This window comes from Flavobacterium chungbukense (assembly GCF_020805785.1).
Classification (GTDB): domain Bacteria; phylum Bacteroidota; class Bacteroidia; order Flavobacteriales; family Flavobacteriaceae; genus Flavobacterium; species Flavobacterium chungbukense.
In genome coordinates, this window is sequence record NZ_JAJGZV010000002.1 from 176,655 (window position 1) to 194,585 (window position 17,931).

The window sequence follows — 17,931 nt, forward strand, 5'->3', positions numbered from 1 at the left end:
ATTTAAAATAGAAACTCTGATCTATACCAGACCGAGCGGTGGATGAAAAGTAAGATTAGAAGCCTTGATAGGTTTCTTTTCGAATAAAATTGAAGAGTTTTCTTTTGATTCTATTAAAGAAATAACTGAAAATTTAACTTCAGGAGAATTTTGAACATAAACCAATTCTAGTTTTTCTTTCAGACTGTCTTGTTTTTTCTCATTATCAGCATACTTTTTTATGCTTTTTTGAAGTTCACATCGACCGTTACAAGAATTAAAAACTGATTTACGCTGCACACAAATAGTTTGTGCAATTTCTTTTTGATTTATTTTGAAGGAAGCATAAATGAACAAGCTGCCAAAAGATGGCGACAAGATTAAAATGGAAAGTACTATGATTAATAATCTTTTCAACTGCTTGAATTATGTTTCGGAGACAAAAGTACATACAATTTTGTATTTATTTTAACTAAATGATTCTTTTTTATCTAATAAAAGATGTTTTTATCCTATTTGATAAATATTAAAACAATTCTCTCCTTATATTCATGAAATTAATTTTTACGCCTATAAATAATATTTTATTTAACAAATTCTCTTGCATAATTTCAATTTTTAAAAAATAATTTTCGCCTAATTATATAAACAATATTCGATATTTTATGACTAAATTGGTGGTATGGAAAAAAATCCAGATGTACTTATTATAGGCGGCGGTCTTGCTGGTTTAGCAAGCGGTATTCATTTGTCTAGAGCTGGATTAAAAGTCATGCTTTTAGAAAAAAACAATTACCCCAAACACAAAGTTTGCGGTGAGTACATTTCCAACGAAATTTTGCCTTATCTAAAATGGCTTGGTGCGGATGTTTCCGTTCTTGATCCTGCTCAAATCACCAATTTTGAATTTACAGCTCAAAACGGCAAAAGCGCCGAAACCAAACTTCCGTTAGGCGGATTTGGAATTAGCCGATATACTTTGGATCACTTTTTATTTGAAAATGCTATCAAAAATGGATGTATTATTATAAATGAAAATGCCACTGAGGTTTCTTTTGAAAATGATCTTTTTACAGTAAAAACTCCAGAACAAAGTTTTACAGCAAAAATAGTTTTGGGCGCTTATGGTAAACGTGCTAATATCGATCAGCAATTAGGGAGAAAATTTTTCGTTAAAAAATCACCTTGGTTGGCTGTAAAAGGACATTATCATGGCGATTTCGATCCTAATTTAGTAGCACTTCATAATTTTAATGGAGGTTATTGTGGTGTTTCAACTGTCGAAAACAACATTATAAACATTTGTTATCTGGCGGATTATGAAACCTTTAAAAATTATAAAAATATAGAAGAATATCAGAAAGAAGTTCTTTATAAAAATAAAAATTTGAAAGCAATTTTTGAAAACAGCACTCCCCTTTTTGATAAACCTTTAACTATAAGCCAAATTTCATTCGACAAAAAACTGCCCGTTGAAAATCATATTTTAATGATTGGAGATACAGCCGGACTTATTCACCCGATGTGCGGCAACGGAATGGCAATGGCAATTCACAGTGCAAAGATTGCATCAGAATTGATTACTGAATTTTATAATGGAAACATTGTTTCGCGCGATGCATTAGAAAAAAAATATACAGCAGATTGGAAAAAGCAATTTAGTAAACGTCTTTTCTTCGGAAGAATTTTGGCCAAAGCTTTAACGCACAAAAAATTGACTTCTTTCATAACTACTATCGCAGCATCTTTTCCATCTTTACTTTCAACAATCATTAAACAAACGCACGGCGATCCCGTGACCGTAAATTAAATGGCATTAAACACGCAATATAGAACCGAAGAACCTGAAATAATGGATGATTTTTCGCTGGAAGGCGAAGAATTGATTCATGCGCTAGATAAAATTGCGGCAATTAACCGATTATTGGGCGGAAACAAACTCACATTACACGGCATAAAAGAGCTTTTAAAAAAAGCAGCTATTTCAAAAACCATTACAATTGCAGATATTGGATGCGGCAATGGCGATATGCTGAGAATGTTAGCGGAATACGGTGAAAAACAAGGAATCAAGTTCCAATTAATTGGTATTGACGCAAACGCCTTTACGATAAATTATGCCAAAGAACTTTCTCAAAACTTCAAGAATATTGATTATTTGTGTTTGGATATTTTTAGTGAAGAATTTCGTCATTTAAAATATGACATTGCATTGTGTACCTTGACCTTGCATCATTTTTCAAACGAAGAAATAGAAAATATGCTCGATTTGCTCCATCAAAATGCAGCGGTCGGAATCGTGGTTAACGATCTTCATCGCAGTAAATTGGCTTATCGTCTTTTTGAAGGAGTTTGTTTTGTTTTCAACCTCAATAAAATGTCTAAAAATGACGGTTTGGTTTCTATTTTACGAGGATTTAAAAAAAACGAATTGGTGCATTTTTCTAAAAAATTAAAATTAAATAACTATTCCATCAACTGGAAATGGGCTTTTCGCTACCAGTGGATAATTTCTAAAATATGAGTGTAAAGATAATAACCGCTGTCAAACAGCTTCCGCAATATTCACGTACCACAGAAGATATTCTACCACTTGTAGATGTTTGGCTGGAAGGACAAGAAGAACGTTTTATCAAAAAAGTAAAGAAGATTTTTGAAGGTGCATCGGTAGACAAAAGATATTCGATTATGGAACCGTCCGAAGTTTTTACCGCCACTTCTTTTGAAGAAAAAAATGATATTTACAGCAGAGAAATGATCGTTTTAGGACATCAGGTTTTAGAAAAAGCACTTGAAAAGGCCAATTGGGATCCGCAGAGTTTAGATTATATTATCACGGTAAGCTGTACCGGAATTATGATTCCGTCTCTAGATGCGTATCTGATCAATAAAATGAAATTGCGTCAAGATATTGTGCGACTTCCCGTTACCGAAATGGGTTGTGCAGCAGGTATTTCTGGAATTATTTATGCAAAAAACTTCTTGAAATCCAATCCTGGGAAACGTGCGGCGGTAATTGCCGTCGAATCGCCGACAGCTACTTTTCAGCTCGATGATTTTTCTATGCCAAATATTGTGAGTGCGGCCATTTTTGGAGACGGCGCCGCTTGCTGTTTATTGTCTTCGGATGAAAATGATGAAGGCCCAGAAATTATAGACGAACAAATGTATCATTTTTATGATGCCGAACATATGATGGGCTTTAAACTCACGAATGGCGGACTGCAAATGGTTTTGGATATTGAAGTTCCAGATACGATTGCATCTCATTTTGGCGACATTATTCATCCCTTTTTAAAACAGAATAATCTTGAAATTAAAGATGTTGACCACATGATTTTTCATCCTGGAGGAAAAAAAATTGTAAATACGGTCGAAGAACTTTTTTCAGGTTTGAATAAAAATATAGATGATACTAAAGAAATTCTAAAACAATATGGAAATATGTCTAGCGCGACGGTTTTGTATGTTTTAGAAAGCATTATGGACAGAAAACCTCAAAAAGGAGAAAAAGGCTTAATGCTGAGTTTTGGCCCTGGATTTTCTGCGCAACGCGTTTTATTACAATGGTAATTTTAAAATTATGGAATTAAACGATATTATAAAACAGCTTCCGTACAGCGAACCTTTTTTGTTTGTAGATGAATTACTGTCCGCTGACGAAAACGGTGTTACAGGAGCCTATACTTTTAAAGAAAATCTTGATTTTTATAAAGGTCATTTTAAAAATAATCCAGTTACGCCCGGCGTTATTTTAACAGAAACAATGGCGCAAATCGGTATGGTTTGTTTGGGTATTTTTTTATTGAATAATGACTTGCAAAGCGACACTGTAATTGCTTTCACTTCAGCCGAAATGGAGTTTTTAAAACCTGTTTATCCGAATGAAAAAGTAACGGTAACTTCAGAGAAAATGTTTTTCCGTTTTGGAAAACTAAAATGTAGTGCAGTAATGAAAAATGAAGCGGGACAAGAAGTTTGCAGAGGAATTTTGGCAGGAATGATAACGAAAAGATTATGAAAAAACGAGTCGTAATAACTGGTTTGGGTATTGCTGCACCAAACGGTGTCGGAATTCCTGAATTTACAAATGCCATTAAAAACGGTATTTCAGGAATTCGCCATGATGCGCAGTTAGCCGAATTGCAGTTTTCTTGCCAGATTGCGGGTCAGCCACAGATTTCTGAAGAACTTAAATCACAGTATTTCACTGAACTCGAACTCCGCGGATTCAACAGCACAGGAATTCTTTACGGCGTAATTGCCGGTTTGGAAGCTTGGAAAAATGCTGGTTTGCCTATAAATGAAACTCCCGATTGGGACAGCGGAACGATCTTCGGATCTGGAACTTCTGGAATCGAAAAGTTTCGAGAAAGCATTTATAAAATCGATGATTTACAAACACGAAGATTAGGAAGTACTGTCGTCGCTCAAACCATGAATAGTGGTGTCAGCGCTTATTTAGGCGGGAAAATTGGACTCGGAAATCAGGTTACTACAAATTCATCTGCCTGTACAACAGGAACTGAAGCTATTTTAATGGCGTACGATCGCATACAATCTGGACAAGCAAAACGAATTTTGGCAGGAAGCACTTCAGACAGCGGTCCGTATATCTGGGCGGGATTTGATGCGCTTCGCGTTTGCTCTTCTAAATACAATAAAAATCCAGAAGAAGGTTCAAGACCTATGAGCAATTCTGCTTGCGGATTTGTGCCAGGAAGTGGCGCAGGAGCTTTAGTTATAGAAGATTTAGAAAGTGCTTTAGAACGCAATGCTGTAATCTACGCCGAAATTTTAGGAGGAAATGTCAATTCGGGTGGACAACGCGACGGCGGAAGCATGACGGCTCCAAATAGTATTGCCGTGCAAAAATGTATAAAAGATGCTGTTTTGAATGCGAATGTGGATCCTAACGAAATTGATGCTATCAACGGTCATCTTACCGCAACCACAAAAGACAGTCTGGAGATTGAAAATTGGACGAAAGCTTTAGAACGAAATGGCGCTGACTTTCCATACATTAATTCTTTAAAAAGCTTAACTGGACATTGTTTAAGCGCCTCAGGAAGCATTGAAAGCGTAGCTTCTGTTTTACAGCTTCACGAAGGTTTTTTATTCGGAAATCTAAATTCTTCTGATCTTCATCCAGAAATTTCGGCCCTTATTGATTCATCAAAAGTGCCTCAAAGAACAATAAATATCAATCCAAAAATAATTGCAAAAGCCAGTTTTGGTTTTGGCGATGTAAATGCCTGTATACTATTTAAAAAATTCGAAAAATAAAATGAACAGAACAGAAATTACCGAAAAACTAAAAGAGATTATAAAACCGTATGCAGCTAATACAGAGGCACACAAAAATCTAACCGAAGAAACCGATTTCATCAAAGATTTAAATATCAATTCGGCTAATCTTGTTGATATTGTATTGGATATTGAAGAAAAATTTGATGTTGTAATCGACAACGCCGACATGGAAAGAATGCTCGATGTGAAAACAGCTATTGAAATTATCGAAACCAAACTTGCAGCAAAATGATAGGCAACGATATTGTAGATCTTGCGCAATCTCGGCTAGAAAGCAGATGGTCGCGCAAAGGTTTAATTGAAAAGCTTTTTACTCCACCAGAACAACAGCTTATAAAAAATTACCATGATCCCGAAATTATGGTATGGTTGCTTTGGAGCATGAAAGAAGCGGCCTATAAAATCTACTATAGACAAACTAAAATAAGAGAATTTAGTCCTCAAAAATTAAACTGCAATTTGATTTCTATAAAGGATATTGAAGCATTTGGCGAAGTTTCCTGTCTTGAAAATAAGTATTACACTCAAAGTATAATTTCACCAGAAAGCATTCATACCGTTGCTGTAAATGATTTAAAAGAAATCAATAATGTTATTGAAGTCGAAAAAAAGGGAATTATAAAAGACGAATTCGGTATTCCGTATTTAAAAAGTTCTTCTCTATTGAAAGACATTTCAATCAGTCATCACGGACGTTTTGAGAAAGTGGTAACGTATAAATAATTCGATAAAGCTACATTTATCGAATTATTCAAATTAAAGACTGTCCAGTTCGAATTTCAATTTGTCCGGATCACTAAGATTTTGATGTGGTATTTAACGCTTAAAACGCAGATTTGTACCGTTAAATAACTTTAAAAATCAAAATCATGAACTCAAAAACAACAAAAATTATCTATTGGACAGGAACAGTTCTAACTTCTTTATGGTTTGGCGCAAGCGGTTTCTTCGAATTAACCAAAAATCCATTGGTTTGGGGAATTACTCAGCAATTAGGTTATCCAGCACATTTCATTTACATTCTTGGTGTTTTTAAATTGTCTGGTGTTATTACACTTTTAATTCCAAACAAATTATTACGATTGAAAGAATGGGTTTTCGCAGGCGTTTTTTTCGACATCATTTTTGCCTTCTTTTCTAAACTTGCCGTACTCGGATTTCCAGCAACTGTAGACGCTATTATTGCATTTATAATGGTGAGTGTGACGTATTTTACTTTCAGAAAATTATATACGGCTACTTACACTTCTACTTCTTTAAATTAAAACAAATTATTATTAAAATGTAAAATGCCTAATATTTGATATTAGGCATTTTACAATCTATTATTTCAATTAATAATTCAACAATCAATCATTATGAAAAAGATTATTTTAATTCTCTGTTTTATACTTTCGGCTTTGTTTTTTATCAGCTGTTTTATGTTTCCAGGATTATAAAAATTAGCCAATTAAATCATCATTTTAAGATGCTTTAATTGGTTATCTATTTTCTAGCCAACTTAAAAATGCGGTTGCTTTTTCTTTTCCAACCAATATTTTTTCTTCTGTCGGAACGGTTAATTTCACGATTATTTTACGCGAGAAATAATGTTCTGCTTCACGTATTGCTGCAAAATTCACCAAATACTGTCGGTTCATTCTAAAAAACTGAATTGGCGATAAAAGCTTATGAATTTCGTCTAATGACTGCGTTAACGGATATTCGTTTTTATCTAAAGTCATAATCGTCGGCGTTTCATTTTTGATGTAAAAAAACGCAATATTCTCCGTTAAAACCGTTTGGTATTTATTGTTTTTAAAAACCAAAAAACTGCTTTTCCCTTTGTTTTCGCCAGTTCTAGTCAATAAATATTCGAAATCAGGCATTGCTTTTTTATTTCTTTGAAAGAAGCTTTTCAGTTCACCTGCCTTCTTTAAAGCCTGCGAAATACTTTCTCTTGAAAAAGGCTTCAAAACATAATCGATTCCGTTTGACTTGAACGCTTCAATCGCATAATCATCAAAAGCGGTACAAAAAATAACAGGAGACAAAACCTCAACATGCTTAAAAATCTCAAAACACTGACCGTCTGCTAATTGAATATCCATAAAAATCAAATCAGGCTGATCGTTTTCTAAAAGATACTCAACCGCACCGTCAATACTTTGCATATAAGACAAAATCTGAACATCAGGCCTGATGCTCAGAATAAGCTGACCAAGGGCTTTGGCCGTTTTTACTTCATCTTCAATTACTATGATAGTCATAATTCAGTGGTATTTTTACTTTAAACGTGCTTTCGTTTTTATCAATTTCAATTTCTTTATGAATGAGGTGCATAAAACGCTGGTTGATATTATCCAGACCAACTCCTGTAGAAACAGCACCTCTTTTTAACTGAATTTTATTTTCAACTACTAAAAACTCATTTTCAGTATAAAGCTTTATTTTTAGCGGTTTATCTAAAGAAACAACATTATGTTTGATGCAGTTTTCAATCAATAATTGCAAGGTAAAAGGCGGAATTGCAGAATAGTATTGTTTTGTATCGATTTCGTTTTCTAAAACAAATCCGTCTTCAAAACGAGCTTTCAGCAAATAAACATACGAATCTAAAATCTGAAGTTCTTCGCTTAGCGGAATCAAATCCATTTTTCGACTTTCTAACGTAAACCGATAAAAATCAGACAATTTCAATATAAAATCAGAACTCTGCGGATCTTGAATATCGACCATCGATTTCAGCGTATTCAAACTATTAAACAAAAAATGCGGATTAACCTGTTGTTTCAATAATTCGTACTGAGCACCCAGATTTACAGCTTTTGTACGCTCTAATTCTACTCCCATTTGCTGTGTTTGGTAATTCTGAAAAAGCAGATGCAGAAACATGTACACAATCAAGTTGATTAAGATTCCACGTAACTCAAACATAATTGGCGCGTCCATTTTTGCCACTTGAAACAATTCCTGATGCGCGATTACTAGCGCGACCATAATTGCAATTCCAGCAAATACACTTAACAGCAATCGCATATTAAAAAGACTTCTGCCAGTTCGCTGATTGGAAAATCTCGGAAGACTATAAATATTGTAATACCATATAAAAATGGAAAACAAAAGCGTAATCGAAGAATTGATTATAATGTCATGAAGCGTTGAAACGGCATCAAACAATTTCGGAATTGAAGCAAGAATGGCGAGTGCTATAGAACTTCCCCAAATGACTTTTTGAGAAACCTGAAAGCGTTTAACTTTTTCCATAATTAAGGTTTATTTTTTTGATCTTGCTCTGCCAAAGATAGAACATTTTGAAAGGAACTTTGTTGCTATTACAAGATTATTACTTTTTAAAAAGTAACCATTTTAAACGTAATTAATTACTTTATATAATTATTTAAAAAAAACTGATTTTTAAACATATAACAAACATAAAAAACAGCATACTGACATTTCGTCACTATTTAAAAAAGCACTTTTAGAAGCTGATTTTCAATAAAAATCTCATCTTTTTCAGTAATCAAAATGGTACAAATAGCAAACACAAAAGAGCCTCGATTAAGAGACTTTTTTGCGATGTTTTGAAATTGATTTTAGTTCATTTTCATATCGAAAGGGATTGCAAATTTGCTTTTTCTGCACCTAAAATAATTCCGTTATTGACATTTTGAACAAAGCCGATTATTTCAAAATCTTGTGCATTAAAATTCTTTGGTAAAGCAATAATTGCATTTCCTTTTCCACTTTTCAAATCGATTGTTTGCAAACGCTGTACAATTTGAAAGTGAGATAAAACACGATGTGCATTCTCCCCTCTTTTCACATTGCTTTTTGCCGATTTCTGAACGATTGCAACTAGTAAACGGCTATTTTTTAAATTTCCATTAATAGCATAATTCAGAACGAGCGTATTATTTTGCTGTTTGGCTTCTAAAGACAAATTAACTGTTGCAGGATTTGAAAGCGCCGATTTAATGCCATTTCGCAAACTGGTTTCCTGAGAACCGATATAATCTGTTTTTCCGTTAATGATTACTTGAGGCGTGTAAATGGGGTCTTTTCCCATAAATCGGGCATAATCGTATTGTCTTTGTGTAAAACTCGCATTGCTAAAAATATCTTTCCAGCCTTGTTTGTCCCAATAATCCACATGATAGGCCAAAACATAAACATTTTGATCTCGATATTCATTTTGAATTTTCCCAAGCAATTCATCTGCGGGCGGACAACTCGAACAGCCTTCTGAAGTATACAATTCTAAAAGTGCAAAACCTTTTTGATTGGTTTGGCTAAAAATGCTGTTTCCAGTTAAGAAAAACAGCATCGAAAAAGCGATTAATAATTTCATGTTTTTTGTTTTGGGTTAATAGTTGCTGGTTGATGGATTGCATTTGTTTAAAATCTAACAACTATCAACCAACAACAATCAACTAGGTTTAAAGAATATTAATCTCCACGTTTATATTTCCTCTCGTCGCTTTAGAATACGGACACGTTTGATGTGCTTGCGCTGCCAGAGATTTTGCCGTTTCTGTATCAATTCCAGGAAGACTGATATTTAATCTTGCTTGCAAAGAATATTCGCCTTCCGTTACACATAAATCGACCTCAGCGTCTACAGCGGTTTCTGCCGGAAGTCTAACTCCCAATTTAGAAGCCGCAATTCCCAAAGCGCCAATAAAACAAGCCGACCATCCTGCAGCAAACAACTGCTCTGGATTTGTTCCCGGACGTGAAGATCCCGGCGAACTTAATTTGATATTCAAATGTTCATCTGAACTTTGAGAAGCGCCTTCTCTACCACCTGTTGTGTGTGTTTTTCCTGTGTATAAAACTTTTGTGTCCATGATAATTCTAGATTTTAGATTGTTGATTTTAGATTATTTAAGATTGAAATTGATTTTTGATATTGAAATTGAATTTTGGAATTTGGAATTTTAAAAAATTTGGAATTTATTTCAGATTATCTGCATCGATAATTGCTTGCGCAAATGATTTTGGATCTTCTTGTGGCAAGTTGTGTCCTATTCCTTTTAAGATTCTGTGTTCGTATTTTCCTGTAAATTTGTTGGCATAGGCTTTTCCATCCGCGAAAGCGCCGTCAAAATCGCTTCCAATTGTGATTGTTGGAACTTTAATCTCAGGTTTTGAAGCAAGACGTTTTTCTAAACTGTTATATTTTGCTTCGCCTTTTTCTAAAGATTGTCTCCATCTGTAATTGTGAATCACAATCGCCACGTGATCTGGATTATCAAAAGACTGCGCCGTTTGATCGTAAGTTGCTTTGTCGAAATTCCACAGTGGAGAAGCGATTTTCCATATTAGCTTATTGAAATCGTAAGTGTTTTGCGTGTAACCTTGTTTTCCTCTTTCGGTTGCGAAATAGTATTGATACCACCAGCCCAACTCAGCTGTTGGCGGAAGCGGTTTTAAATTGGCTTCTAAATTCACCACCAAATAACCGCTTACCGATACCAAACCTTTTACGCGTTCTGGCCAAAGAGCCGAAACTACAACCGCCGTTCTCGCTCCCCAATCGAAACCGCCAATTACAGCTTTGTCGATTTTCAGCGCATCCATAAAAGCGATAATATCACTCGCTAAAGCTGATTGCTGACCATTTCTGAATGTATCTTTTGAAAGAAAGGTCGTAGTTCCGAAACCTCTTAAATAAGGCTTAAAAACGTGATATCCTTTCGCTACCAAAATCGGAACGACTTCGTTGTAACTGTGAATGTCGTAAGGCCAACCGTGAAGTAGAATAACTGGAGTTCCTGTTGAAGGTCCTGCTTCAGTATAACCGACGTTTAATAAACCTGCATTAATTTGTTTAAAAGTTCCCAATGAACCATTTACTTCTATTTTCTGTTTTGGAGCTTGTGCATTAGTTAACGTTGCATTCATAAAAAGAACTGCAATTAAGATTGATTTCATTAAAATGCTGTTTGTAATTTTTAATAGCGTTTTCATAATTTTATTTTTTGATTAGTTGATTATCAGTTAATTTCTTTGTCAAAGGTATTTTGAGAATGCTCGCTTTTAAAGGAGAAAAAAGGTGAAGTGGACAAAGTAAAGGTTGAAATGGACAGGAGTTTTTTTTAACACAAAGAGCACAAAGGATTTTCGCAAAGTGCGCTAAGTTTTTTTGAGATGAATTTTGGTTGTCGGTGAGTTCACAAAGCTTTGCCTTTAGACTTTGCGACTTTGCGACTCCGCGACTTTGCGAGATTAAAAAAGTATCCGATTAACACAAAGCTTTGCGAACTTTTCGCATTTTATAAAATCTCAAAGCAAAAAATTCTTAGCGCTCTTTGCGTTAAAAAAAACGCGCTCCAATCTGAAACAAAAAACTACTTCTTCATCGTCAAGATTGGTTTTCCTTTTTCTACAATATAAGTCGCCAGTTCGGCCGCTTTCGCATTGGTATTATTTTTAGCCGAATGCACAACGCCCGCGGGAATAAAAAGTACTTCACCCGCTTTTAGCGTCACAGGCTTCTCTCCTTCTATCTGATATTCTAAAGAACCTTCCAGAACATAAATCACTTCTTCTCCCGGATGAAAATGATTCCCAAATGCCGAATGTGCATCAAAATCGATTCGAGCTTGCACCATTTCATGTCCTGGCGTACTTAGGTCGTGTTTTTGTAAATCGGTTCTTTTAACACCCGTTTGCGCCGCAATTTGATTCGGAATCAAAAAGGCGATGATTCCCAAAACGATAATCGCGATTACAACCCATGTTTTTTTGTTTTTTAGCTTCCATAACTTCTGATTTAAATAATTTGTTTTCCGTTAATTTCTTCGTCAAAAGTATTTCGATAACCCTTCTTACGAAATCAGAAAATAGTTGAAACGGACAAACTTCAAGGTGAAATGGACAGGCTATGAGTTGTGGGTTTGTGAGAATGTCAAATTTGAATTTAACCGCAAGGCACGCAAAGGCTTACGCAAGGTTCGCAAGTTTTTTTAGCCACTGATTATTAAGATTAAAAAGATTTCTCTCTCGCAGATCTTGCAGATTGAGCAGATTATAATTTTAAACATGAAAAAATCCTTTAAATCTGCTAAATCTGCGTGAGAAAAAAATTTAAGCGCAAAGCTTTATAGCCAATAAGAACTTTGCGAACTTAAAATCTACAGCATTGATATAAAAAAAAACCTTAGCTCCCGATAGCTATCGGGATTGCGGTTAAATAACTTTAGACAAAAAAATCAGGCACAGTATTTCTACCATCCCTGATTCTTTGAATTATAACTAACTTTTATTCTTTATTCTTTATTCTTTATTCTTTATTCTTTTACCTTCTTCCTCTAAAGCCCCCGCCGCCTCTAAAACCTCCACCGCCGAAACCGCCGCCATTAAGACCGCCTCCGCTTCTTTGGATATTTTGAAAATTTCGAGTTTGCGTTTCTCCGCGATCTCTAGAAAGCGCCGAGCGATCGAGATCACGTGTAATATCAGGACGACCCGCTTCGCCAAGCGGTTTATTTGGCTGACCGAGCGTTTGATCTGCTTTAGGGAAATTATCACGTTGCAATCCTTCACCTATTCGGGTTTCACCTCCAAGATTTTGACTGGCTTTTGGCAAGTTATCGCGCTGAATTCGCTCTCCTGCTCCATTTGCACCAAGACCCTGATTCGGTTTGTTGCGCTGCATCGCGTCACCTGATTTTTTTGAAGAACCTAAAGTTCCCGCTTGCGTCCAGCCGCCGTTTCCGTTGTTGTAATGACTCCAGTTTCCGTTAGCATCTTTTTTATAAATATGTCCATCGTGGCCAGCGTAAACATTATTGTTCGTATGAATCGTTGTGCCACCGCCTCTTCTGTGTGTAATCACTCCTTTATTGCCACCCGAAGTTTCATAACCAATTGCCGTTCCGCGTCGGGTTGTGATATGACCTGTCTGCGCCCATTGATTTCCGTTTGTCGCTGCCGAATGTCCCCATTGCGCATACGCATTATGTCCTTGGTTCGTTCTGGCATAATTTCCAGTCCACGGATTGTATGTGCTTGCAGCTGTACGTCCGCCATACCAGCCTTGCACACTTGCAGAACGCCCGTATCTTCCCGTTGCCGGATTATACCAAGCCGAAGTTCCTGCAGCGCCATAAGGTCCGTAAACGCGTCTTCCAACCGCGTAACCTCCCGTCCACGGATTGTAAACTGCTCCACCTCCGTACGCATAAGGCCACGGACGATAAATTGGATACAAACCGCCGTAATACATATAAGGCGGATAATACCATCCAGTACCATACGTCAATATAGCGCCTACCGTTGCGCCAATTATAAACGCACCAAAATAACCAGCTGTTGTACTGCTTTCAACCGTCGTGTCGGTTGTAGTCTGCGTTACATACGTTACATTGTATACTGGAGAACTTGGCGGAATCGTATAAATTTCTTTCGGAACAGAATCGCATGTTTTCCAAGGTCCGTTCGGACTTGTCGACATAAACCAAACGGCTTGAAAACACAAATAATACAAATCGCCCACTTTTACAATCTTCTCCTGCGTATTGCTTGCATACTGCATTTTCGTACCTTCAATAGGTTTAAACTGAGGCGTTCCGTCATAGTTTACTTTTACTTTGGCTTCAGCCTCCGATTTCTTTAAAATAGCCGTTGTCGGAACCTGCGACAACATTACCGCATCGTTGGCTTCCTGTGTTCCTGGCACAGATGACAATACATTGGCACGCGGTGAATCTTTCGGAATTTTAGCAAAATCAGCAGGAAGATTATTTCCAGCATACGCCCACGGTCCAGTCAAACCTTTAGATTTAAACCATCTTCCCGATAATAACACATAATACTGACCATCGGCTTCATTGGCAAAAACATCATTTTCGGTATTGTCAATGTATAACAATTTAGTTCCTTCAATTTTAACAAACTTCGGATTTCCGTTTACCGCAATCAATTCAGCTGGTTTATTGCTGTAGAAAACCTCTGGAGCGTTTCCAGAAGACGGAGGCGGAATCATTTTTTTGACATCATCAAAATTTTGTCCCGAAGGCAGATTACTTAAACCCGAAGGCAGTTTGGTCGTTTTGGTCCATTTTCCCTCGATACTTTTCGAAGTCAGCCAGATATTCTCTGCTAATAAATAATAATCTTTGGTTGTTTTATCCAAAAACAAATCCCAATTGGTATTCACCACATATTGAATATCCAATTTTTCAATAGGCACCAAAACCGGTTCGCCTTGCACAATAAGCAAAATGGCTGGATTCGTGCTGTAAAAAATCGCAGGAGGATCGTTTTTGGCCACAATTCCTTTTGGCGGACTTTTGGTCTGACCTAAATCGGCCAAAATACGATCTACCGAAATAGGATCTCCGCTCTGAGGCAGCGTTGCTTTAAACAGTTTTTCCATTTCGGGAACTTTCTTTTCGTCCAAAGCCGGAAACCGAACATCCGTAACCTGAATATTTTTAATAAAAGCGCTTCGATTGTCTTTGTCTACCAACGTTTCCGCTTTTAAAGAAGCCACACCCAAAACCTGTTTTCCGTCTTTTGGAGTCAGCGAAAAAGCCACTCGGGCAGTAATTTCTTTATAATCTTTCCAGTCATCCACCTGAGGCTGATAATACACCAGTTTTGTACCGTTACTTTCAGCTTCACGAGGCCAGCCGCGATCTGCAATTAATGTTGTGTCGGCAGCATCAGACTTTACCGTTTCTGGACTTGATGGCGCTGTATCTTTATCTTTCTTGCAGGAGAACAAAATTGAACTCAAACAAACTCCAATTAGTAGAAAAGCATTTCTCATAAATTTAAAAGTTAGATTATTCATAGAAAATTTATTTTTCCAATCGTCTCATAAAATTGTATCTATAAAATTAAATGCACCGCATAAATAAAACTACAAATCAGCCGCTTACTTTGTTTCACATTGTAATTTGAAACCAAATAAGTCCCTAAATGATCATTTCTTATCGAACCAAAATTTTAATCTGTTCCTAAATAAGTATGGCAAAGTGAAGCATTGAAATTGAAATTGAAATTGATATTATTTAGGAGCTGTTTCCTGCTATCCGCTGTATCTTTTCCTTGCTAAAGTAGAAAGCAAAAGGATGCCGCTACTATCAGGGCTAGGGCAATCGTTTTCAAGAGGAAAATTCCAATCAAAAAAAGCTTTGACACAAGTATAATTACGAAAACATAATAATAATAATAATAATAATAATAATAATAATAATAATAATAATAATAATAATAATAATCTCATTCCTCACAAAACCCTTTCAAAAGAAGCTGAAACAAGGCTAATGAATTTCTTCAACGACAGAATTGACCCACTCGATATGGCGAGAGCCATAAGACAGGTAAATCTAACCCTCGCATTGGGCGTTCTAAACGATCAAGAAAACATTCAGTTGAACGCTGCCAAACTTGGAGACAGCTTCTATTGGCTCAATGAACTAGCCGAAATTTTAGATCCTTATCTGGATTTGGAGTAATAAGGTTTGTTCTTTTTTGAAAAAAATTAGAACCCTTGGTCTTTTTTGGAGATTGAGGGTTTTGTTTTTTTGTATTTAAAGCTAATTTTTAGGCACTTCTAATGTAAACACTTTTTCCAGCTCCGTAATAGTTTGAATAAATATGCTGATAAATAGTAACTGTTTTAAGACTAACTTCTTCATCTGTATAAACTTCTTGAGGAAGCCAAAGTAATTGATTATATATTTCACTTTTTACTTGTGCAGTTACCTCTCTTTTTTCTCGCCAGTGATCAATTTTCAATTTTTCAGCTTTTAGTTTGTCTAGAGTTTCACTTGCTACTTTTTTAACTTGTTTAAGATCATCTCCATATAACTCTTTTCCTTCGCGAAGCAAATCGAAAATTGCAAGTGTTTCCTGATCCGCTAATTGCTCTCTGACTACTCTTTTCTCTTCAAAAGTTAAATCGTTGTAAAAGTTGTTCAAATTATTAAATGCAGTCAATGTATCTTCTAAAGACTTTCCTTTGTTATACTCATCAACGATTTCTTTATAACGTTCATAAAATTCCAATCTTAAAGGATTTTCTTTAAGCATCTGTTGCAATTTTTGATCTATTGCATTTTGCAAATCGTAAACAAATGTATTTTTATTTGGCATCTTTGCAAAAGCTTCTTTTAGCTTTTCAAAATTTAATAAACTTAAATCAACATAAACTTCATTTTCAGGATAATACCATGATTAGGCTGAATAAAATTAACAATAAGGTTTACCAGCGACGGAGGTGTAAAGAATTCACCACCTTCTTGCGCACCGGCACCTTGCATAGAGAATTTCATTAAGAAAAACTCGTAGATACGTCCAAATACATCACCTTTCGCATGTCGAACAGCATCTTTATTAAAAACGCGGACTAAATCACGTAATAATTTATCATCAAACTCTTGATAACTTTTTGGCAGAATACCAGCTAAATCTTGATATTCGGCCTCAATCAATTTCATTGCATTGTTGATGGCTTCGGCTATGTCTTCACTTTCAGGAAGAGATGCTAGATATTCATATTTAGCTTTTTCAGGTAAAAGAATCGCTCCTGCTCCCGCAAAATCATCTTTTGTTGCTTCGCGTTGTTTTCCTGTGCGTGGGTTTATAGGTAAAGAATTTGCAATACTTACCTTTGCATCTTCATAGCGATTTTGTGCAAAACGTAATAATACTAAACCAAGTAAAGGGTCTTTGTATTCAGCAGCGGTCAATTTAGAATTTCCTCTTAATTCATCTGCAGCATCCCAGAGTTCTTTTTCTAAATTTTTTATTTGTTGTTGGGTCATGAAATATTGTAAAACTTGTATTTATTCTGTTTTTTTTTGATTGGCTAAAATATCGATTATTTAATTAATAAGAGTGGGGTAATCCGTAAAAGTGAATAAAATATAAATTGAACATTCCTTCTAGTTTAGTAATAAATCCAACAATTATAAATTATTTTTATAATAACAAAAAATTATTAATTTGATTAATAATTACCTTCACCATACCTTTGCTTCATCAAAATCAAAGAAATGATTTGATCATCTTAAAAAATAACTTTAAAAAATTAGCAATCATGAAATTTACAAGAAGAGCAAACGCAAACTGGAAAGGTACAGGAATGGAAGGAAAAGGTACAATTAGTACACAAAGCACAACTTTAGATAATGCACAATTGTCTTTTAAAACTCGTTTTGAGCAAGGTGTCGGAACCAATCCTGAAGAATTAATCGCAGCGGCACATTCTGGCTGTTTTACCATGCAATTAAGCTTTTTATTATCTGAAGCTGGATTTGTACCAGAAGATTTAGACACTACTGCTAAAGTAACTTTTGAAGACGGAACCATTACTTTAATTCAGTTAGAATTGACTGGAAAAGTACCTGGAATTTCTGAAGAAGTTTTTCAACAGACAGCTCAAAAAGCAAAAGAAATTTGTCCTATTTCTAAATTGCTGAATACTGAAATTACTTTACAAGTAACCTTAAATTAATTCTATAAACAAATTCAATCATAATCTTGTCATTCTGAGGAACGAAGACACGAACGATAGCGAACTGGCGAAGCAATAACACTAGAGAATCTACAAAGATTGGTGACTCTTATTGCGGAATCCCGCGTGTGATTTCTCCCTTCGGTCGAAATGACAAGATTGAGATTTCAACAACAATCTAAAATCTA

20 protein-coding genes are annotated in these 17,931 nt (G+C 35.5%); 10 read left to right on the plus strand and 10 right to left on the minus strand.

Annotated features, from left to right (window positions below):
• Nucleotides 1–21: 21 nt before the first annotated feature.
• Complete coding sequence (locus tag LL966_RS05970) at nucleotides 22–396, minus strand: hypothetical protein (RefSeq protein ID WP_229351206.1); 375 nt, start codon at nucleotides 394–396, stop codon at nucleotides 22–24.
• Nucleotides 397–661: 265 nt separating this feature from the next.
• On the opposite strand from LL966_RS05970, the gene LL966_RS05975 reads away from it, so the two are divergent.
• The 8 genes from LL966_RS05975 to LL966_RS06010 all read left to right on the plus strand — a co-directional run bounded on the left by LL966_RS05975 (nucleotide 662) and on the right by LL966_RS06010 (nucleotide 6,554).
• The gene (locus LL966_RS05975; protein ID WP_229351208.1) at nucleotides 662–1,789 is read left to right on the plus strand and encodes an NAD(P)/FAD-dependent oxidoreductase; all 1,128 of its coding nucleotides are present in this window, start codon (nucleotides 662–664) and stop codon (nucleotides 1,787–1,789) included.
• On the plus strand, nucleotides 1,790–2,503 hold the full coding sequence (locus tag LL966_RS05980; RefSeq protein WP_229351210.1) for a methyltransferase domain-containing protein: 714 nt from the start codon (nucleotides 1,790–1,792) through the stop codon (nucleotides 2,501–2,503).
• On the plus strand, nucleotides 2,500–3,552 hold the full coding sequence (locus tag LL966_RS05985; protein ID WP_229351212.1) for a type III polyketide synthase: 1,053 nt from the start codon (nucleotides 2,500–2,502) through the stop codon (nucleotides 3,550–3,552). Before LL966_RS05980 ends, LL966_RS05985 begins: the two co-directional genes overlap by 4 nt.
• A gap of 10 nt (nucleotides 3,553–3,562) precedes the next feature.
• Complete coding sequence (locus LL966_RS05990; protein ID WP_229351214.1) at nucleotides 3,563–4,000, plus strand: 3-hydroxyacyl-ACP dehydratase FabZ family protein; 438 nt, start codon at nucleotides 3,563–3,565, stop codon at nucleotides 3,998–4,000.
• Nucleotides 3,997–5,265 (plus strand): beta-ketoacyl-[acyl-carrier-protein] synthase family protein, encoded by a 1,269-nt coding sequence (locus LL966_RS05995; protein WP_229351215.1) that lies wholly within the window; start codon nucleotides 3,997–3,999, stop codon nucleotides 5,263–5,265. The genes LL966_RS05990 and LL966_RS05995 overlap by 4 nt, the downstream gene beginning before the upstream one ends.
• Before the next feature lies 1 nt (nucleotide 5,266).
• The gene (locus tag LL966_RS06000) at nucleotides 5,267–5,521 is read left to right on the plus strand and encodes an acyl carrier protein (RefSeq protein WP_229351217.1); all 255 of its coding nucleotides are present in this window, start codon (nucleotides 5,267–5,269) and stop codon (nucleotides 5,519–5,521) included.
• Nucleotides 5,518–6,012: a 4'-phosphopantetheinyl transferase family protein gene (locus LL966_RS06005; protein ID WP_229351219.1), complete on the plus strand. Its 495-nt coding sequence runs from the start codon at nucleotides 5,518–5,520 to the stop codon at nucleotides 6,010–6,012. The genes LL966_RS06000 and LL966_RS06005 overlap by 4 nt, the downstream gene beginning before the upstream one ends.
• A 146-nt stretch (nucleotides 6,013–6,158) precedes the next feature.
• Entirely contained in the window at nucleotides 6,159–6,554 is a 396-nt protein-coding gene (locus tag LL966_RS06010; protein WP_229351221.1) for a DoxX family protein, read from the plus strand.
• Between the two features lie 216 nt (nucleotides 6,555–6,770).
• Here the strand turns inward: LL966_RS06010 and LL966_RS06015 are convergent, their stop codons facing one another.
• The 7 genes from LL966_RS06015 to LL966_RS06045 all read right to left on the minus strand — a co-directional run bounded on the left by LL966_RS06015 (nucleotide 6,771) and on the right by LL966_RS06045 (nucleotide 15,073).
• Nucleotides 6,771–7,538 carry a LytR/AlgR family response regulator transcription factor gene (locus LL966_RS06015; RefSeq protein ID WP_229351223.1) on the minus strand — a complete coding sequence of 256 codons (768 nt, stop codon included), beginning with the start codon at nucleotides 7,536–7,538 and terminating at the stop codon, nucleotides 6,771–6,773.
• Nucleotides 7,519–8,535: a sensor histidine kinase gene (locus LL966_RS06020; RefSeq protein ID WP_229351225.1), complete on the minus strand. Its 1,017-nt coding sequence runs from the start codon at nucleotides 8,533–8,535 to the stop codon at nucleotides 7,519–7,521. The genes LL966_RS06015 and LL966_RS06020 overlap by 20 nt, the downstream gene beginning before the upstream one ends.
• A gap of 340 nt (nucleotides 8,536–8,875) precedes the next feature.
• Nucleotides 8,876–9,619 carry a DUF1223 domain-containing protein gene (locus LL966_RS06025; protein ID WP_229351227.1) on the minus strand — a complete coding sequence of 248 codons (744 nt, stop codon included), beginning with the start codon at nucleotides 9,617–9,619 and terminating at the stop codon, nucleotides 8,876–8,878.
• A gap of 88 nt (nucleotides 9,620–9,707) precedes the next feature.
• A complete protein-coding gene (locus LL966_RS06030) occupies nucleotides 9,708–10,118 on the minus strand; it encodes an organic hydroperoxide resistance protein (RefSeq protein WP_229351229.1) in 411 nt (136 codons plus the stop codon).
• 106 nt (nucleotides 10,119–10,224) lie between these two features.
• Nucleotides 10,225–11,241 carry an alpha/beta fold hydrolase gene (locus LL966_RS06035; protein WP_229351231.1) on the minus strand — a complete coding sequence of 339 codons (1,017 nt, stop codon included), beginning with the start codon at nucleotides 11,239–11,241 and terminating at the stop codon, nucleotides 10,225–10,227.
• A 380-nt stretch (nucleotides 11,242–11,621) separates the two neighbouring features.
• Nucleotides 11,622–11,987 (minus strand): cupin domain-containing protein, encoded by a 366-nt coding sequence (locus LL966_RS06040; RefSeq protein ID WP_229351233.1) that lies wholly within the window; start codon nucleotides 11,985–11,987, stop codon nucleotides 11,622–11,624.
• A 584-nt stretch (nucleotides 11,988–12,571) separates the two neighbouring features.
• On the minus strand, nucleotides 12,572–15,073 hold the full coding sequence (locus LL966_RS06045; RefSeq protein ID WP_229351234.1) for an LGFP repeat-containing protein: 2,502 nt from the start codon (nucleotides 15,071–15,073) through the stop codon (nucleotides 12,572–12,574).
• Nucleotides 15,074–15,506: 433 nt separating this feature from the next.
• Here LL966_RS06045 and LL966_RS06050 point away from each other — a divergent pair, with 433 nt between their 5' ends.
• Nucleotides 15,507–15,740, plus strand: coding sequence for a hypothetical protein (locus LL966_RS06050; RefSeq protein ID WP_229352907.1), 234 nt, complete (start codon nucleotides 15,507–15,509; stop codon nucleotides 15,738–15,740).
• An 88-nt stretch (nucleotides 15,741–15,828) separates the two neighbouring features.
• Here LL966_RS06050 and LL966_RS06055 read toward each other — a convergent pair whose 3' ends face one another.
• On the minus strand, nucleotides 15,829–16,380 hold the full coding sequence (locus LL966_RS06055) for a hypothetical protein (RefSeq protein WP_229351236.1): 552 nt from the start codon (nucleotides 16,378–16,380) through the stop codon (nucleotides 15,829–15,831).
• Nucleotides 16,381–16,421: 41 nt separating this feature from the next.
• Nucleotides 16,422–17,051 carry a type I restriction-modification system subunit M N-terminal domain-containing protein gene (locus LL966_RS06060; protein WP_229351238.1) on the minus strand — a complete coding sequence of 210 codons (630 nt, stop codon included), beginning with the start codon at nucleotides 17,049–17,051 and terminating at the stop codon, nucleotides 16,422–16,424.
• Between the two features lie 275 nt (nucleotides 17,052–17,326).
• Between LL966_RS06060 and LL966_RS06065 the strand changes: the two genes are divergently transcribed.
• Entirely contained in the window at nucleotides 17,327–17,743 is a 417-nt protein-coding gene (locus tag LL966_RS06065) for an OsmC family protein (protein WP_229351240.1), read from the plus strand.
• The last annotated feature ends 188 nt before the right edge of the window (nucleotides 17,744–17,931 follow it).

What these genes read in the sequence shown, in the direction of transcription:
- LL966_RS06000 (WP_229351217.1), top strand. Translation starts at nt 5,267, where the DNA reads ATGAACAGAACAGAAATTACCGAAAAACTAAAAGAGATTATAAAACCG.
- LL966_RS06025 (WP_229351227.1), bottom strand. Translation starts at nt 9,619, where the DNA reads ATGAAATTATTAATCGCTTTTTCGATGCTGTTTTTCTTAACTGGAAAC.
- LL966_RS06015 (WP_229351223.1), bottom strand. Translation starts at nt 7,538, where the DNA reads ATGACTATCATAGTAATTGAAGATGAAGTAAAAACGGCCAAAGCCCTT.
- LL966_RS06035 (WP_229351231.1), bottom strand. Translation starts at nt 11,241, where the DNA reads ATGAAAACGCTATTAAAAATTACAAACAGCATTTTAATGAAATCAATC.
- LL966_RS05985 (WP_229351212.1), top strand. Translation starts at nt 2,500, where the DNA reads ATGAGTGTAAAGATAATAACCGCTGTCAAACAGCTTCCGCAATATTCA.
- LL966_RS05980 (WP_229351210.1), top strand. Translation starts at nt 1,790, where the DNA reads ATGGCATTAAACACGCAATATAGAACCGAAGAACCTGAAATAATGGAT.
- LL966_RS06020 (WP_229351225.1), bottom strand. Translation starts at nt 8,535, where the DNA reads ATGGAAAAAGTTAAACGCTTTCAGGTTTCTCAAAAAGTCATTTGGGGA.
- LL966_RS06055 (WP_229351236.1), bottom strand. Translation starts at nt 16,380, where the DNA reads ATGCCAAATAAAAATACATTTGTTTACGATTTGCAAAATGCAATAGAT.
- LL966_RS06010 (WP_229351221.1), top strand. Translation starts at nt 6,159, where the DNA reads ATGAACTCAAAAACAACAAAAATTATCTATTGGACAGGAACAGTTCTA.
- LL966_RS05975 (WP_229351208.1), top strand. Translation starts at nt 662, where the DNA reads ATGGAAAAAAATCCAGATGTACTTATTATAGGCGGCGGTCTTGCTGGT.
- LL966_RS06065 (WP_229351240.1), top strand. Translation starts at nt 17,327, where the DNA reads ATGAAATTTACAAGAAGAGCAAACGCAAACTGGAAAGGTACAGGAATG.
- LL966_RS06045 (WP_229351234.1), bottom strand. Translation starts at nt 15,073, where the DNA reads ATGAATAATCTAACTTTTAAATTTATGAGAAATGCTTTTCTACTAATT.
- LL966_RS06030 (WP_229351229.1), bottom strand. Translation starts at nt 10,118, where the DNA reads ATGGACACAAAAGTTTTATACACAGGAAAAACACACACAACAGGTGGT.
- LL966_RS06060 (WP_229351238.1), bottom strand. Translation starts at nt 17,051, where the DNA reads ATGACCCAACAACAAATAAAAAATTTAGAAAAAGAACTCTGGGATGCT.
- LL966_RS05995 (WP_229351215.1), top strand. Translation starts at nt 3,997, where the DNA reads ATGAAAAAACGAGTCGTAATAACTGGTTTGGGTATTGCTGCACCAAAC.
- LL966_RS06005 (WP_229351219.1), top strand. Translation starts at nt 5,518, where the DNA reads ATGATAGGCAACGATATTGTAGATCTTGCGCAATCTCGGCTAGAAAGC.
- LL966_RS05990 (WP_229351214.1), top strand. Translation starts at nt 3,563, where the DNA reads ATGGAATTAAACGATATTATAAAACAGCTTCCGTACAGCGAACCTTTT.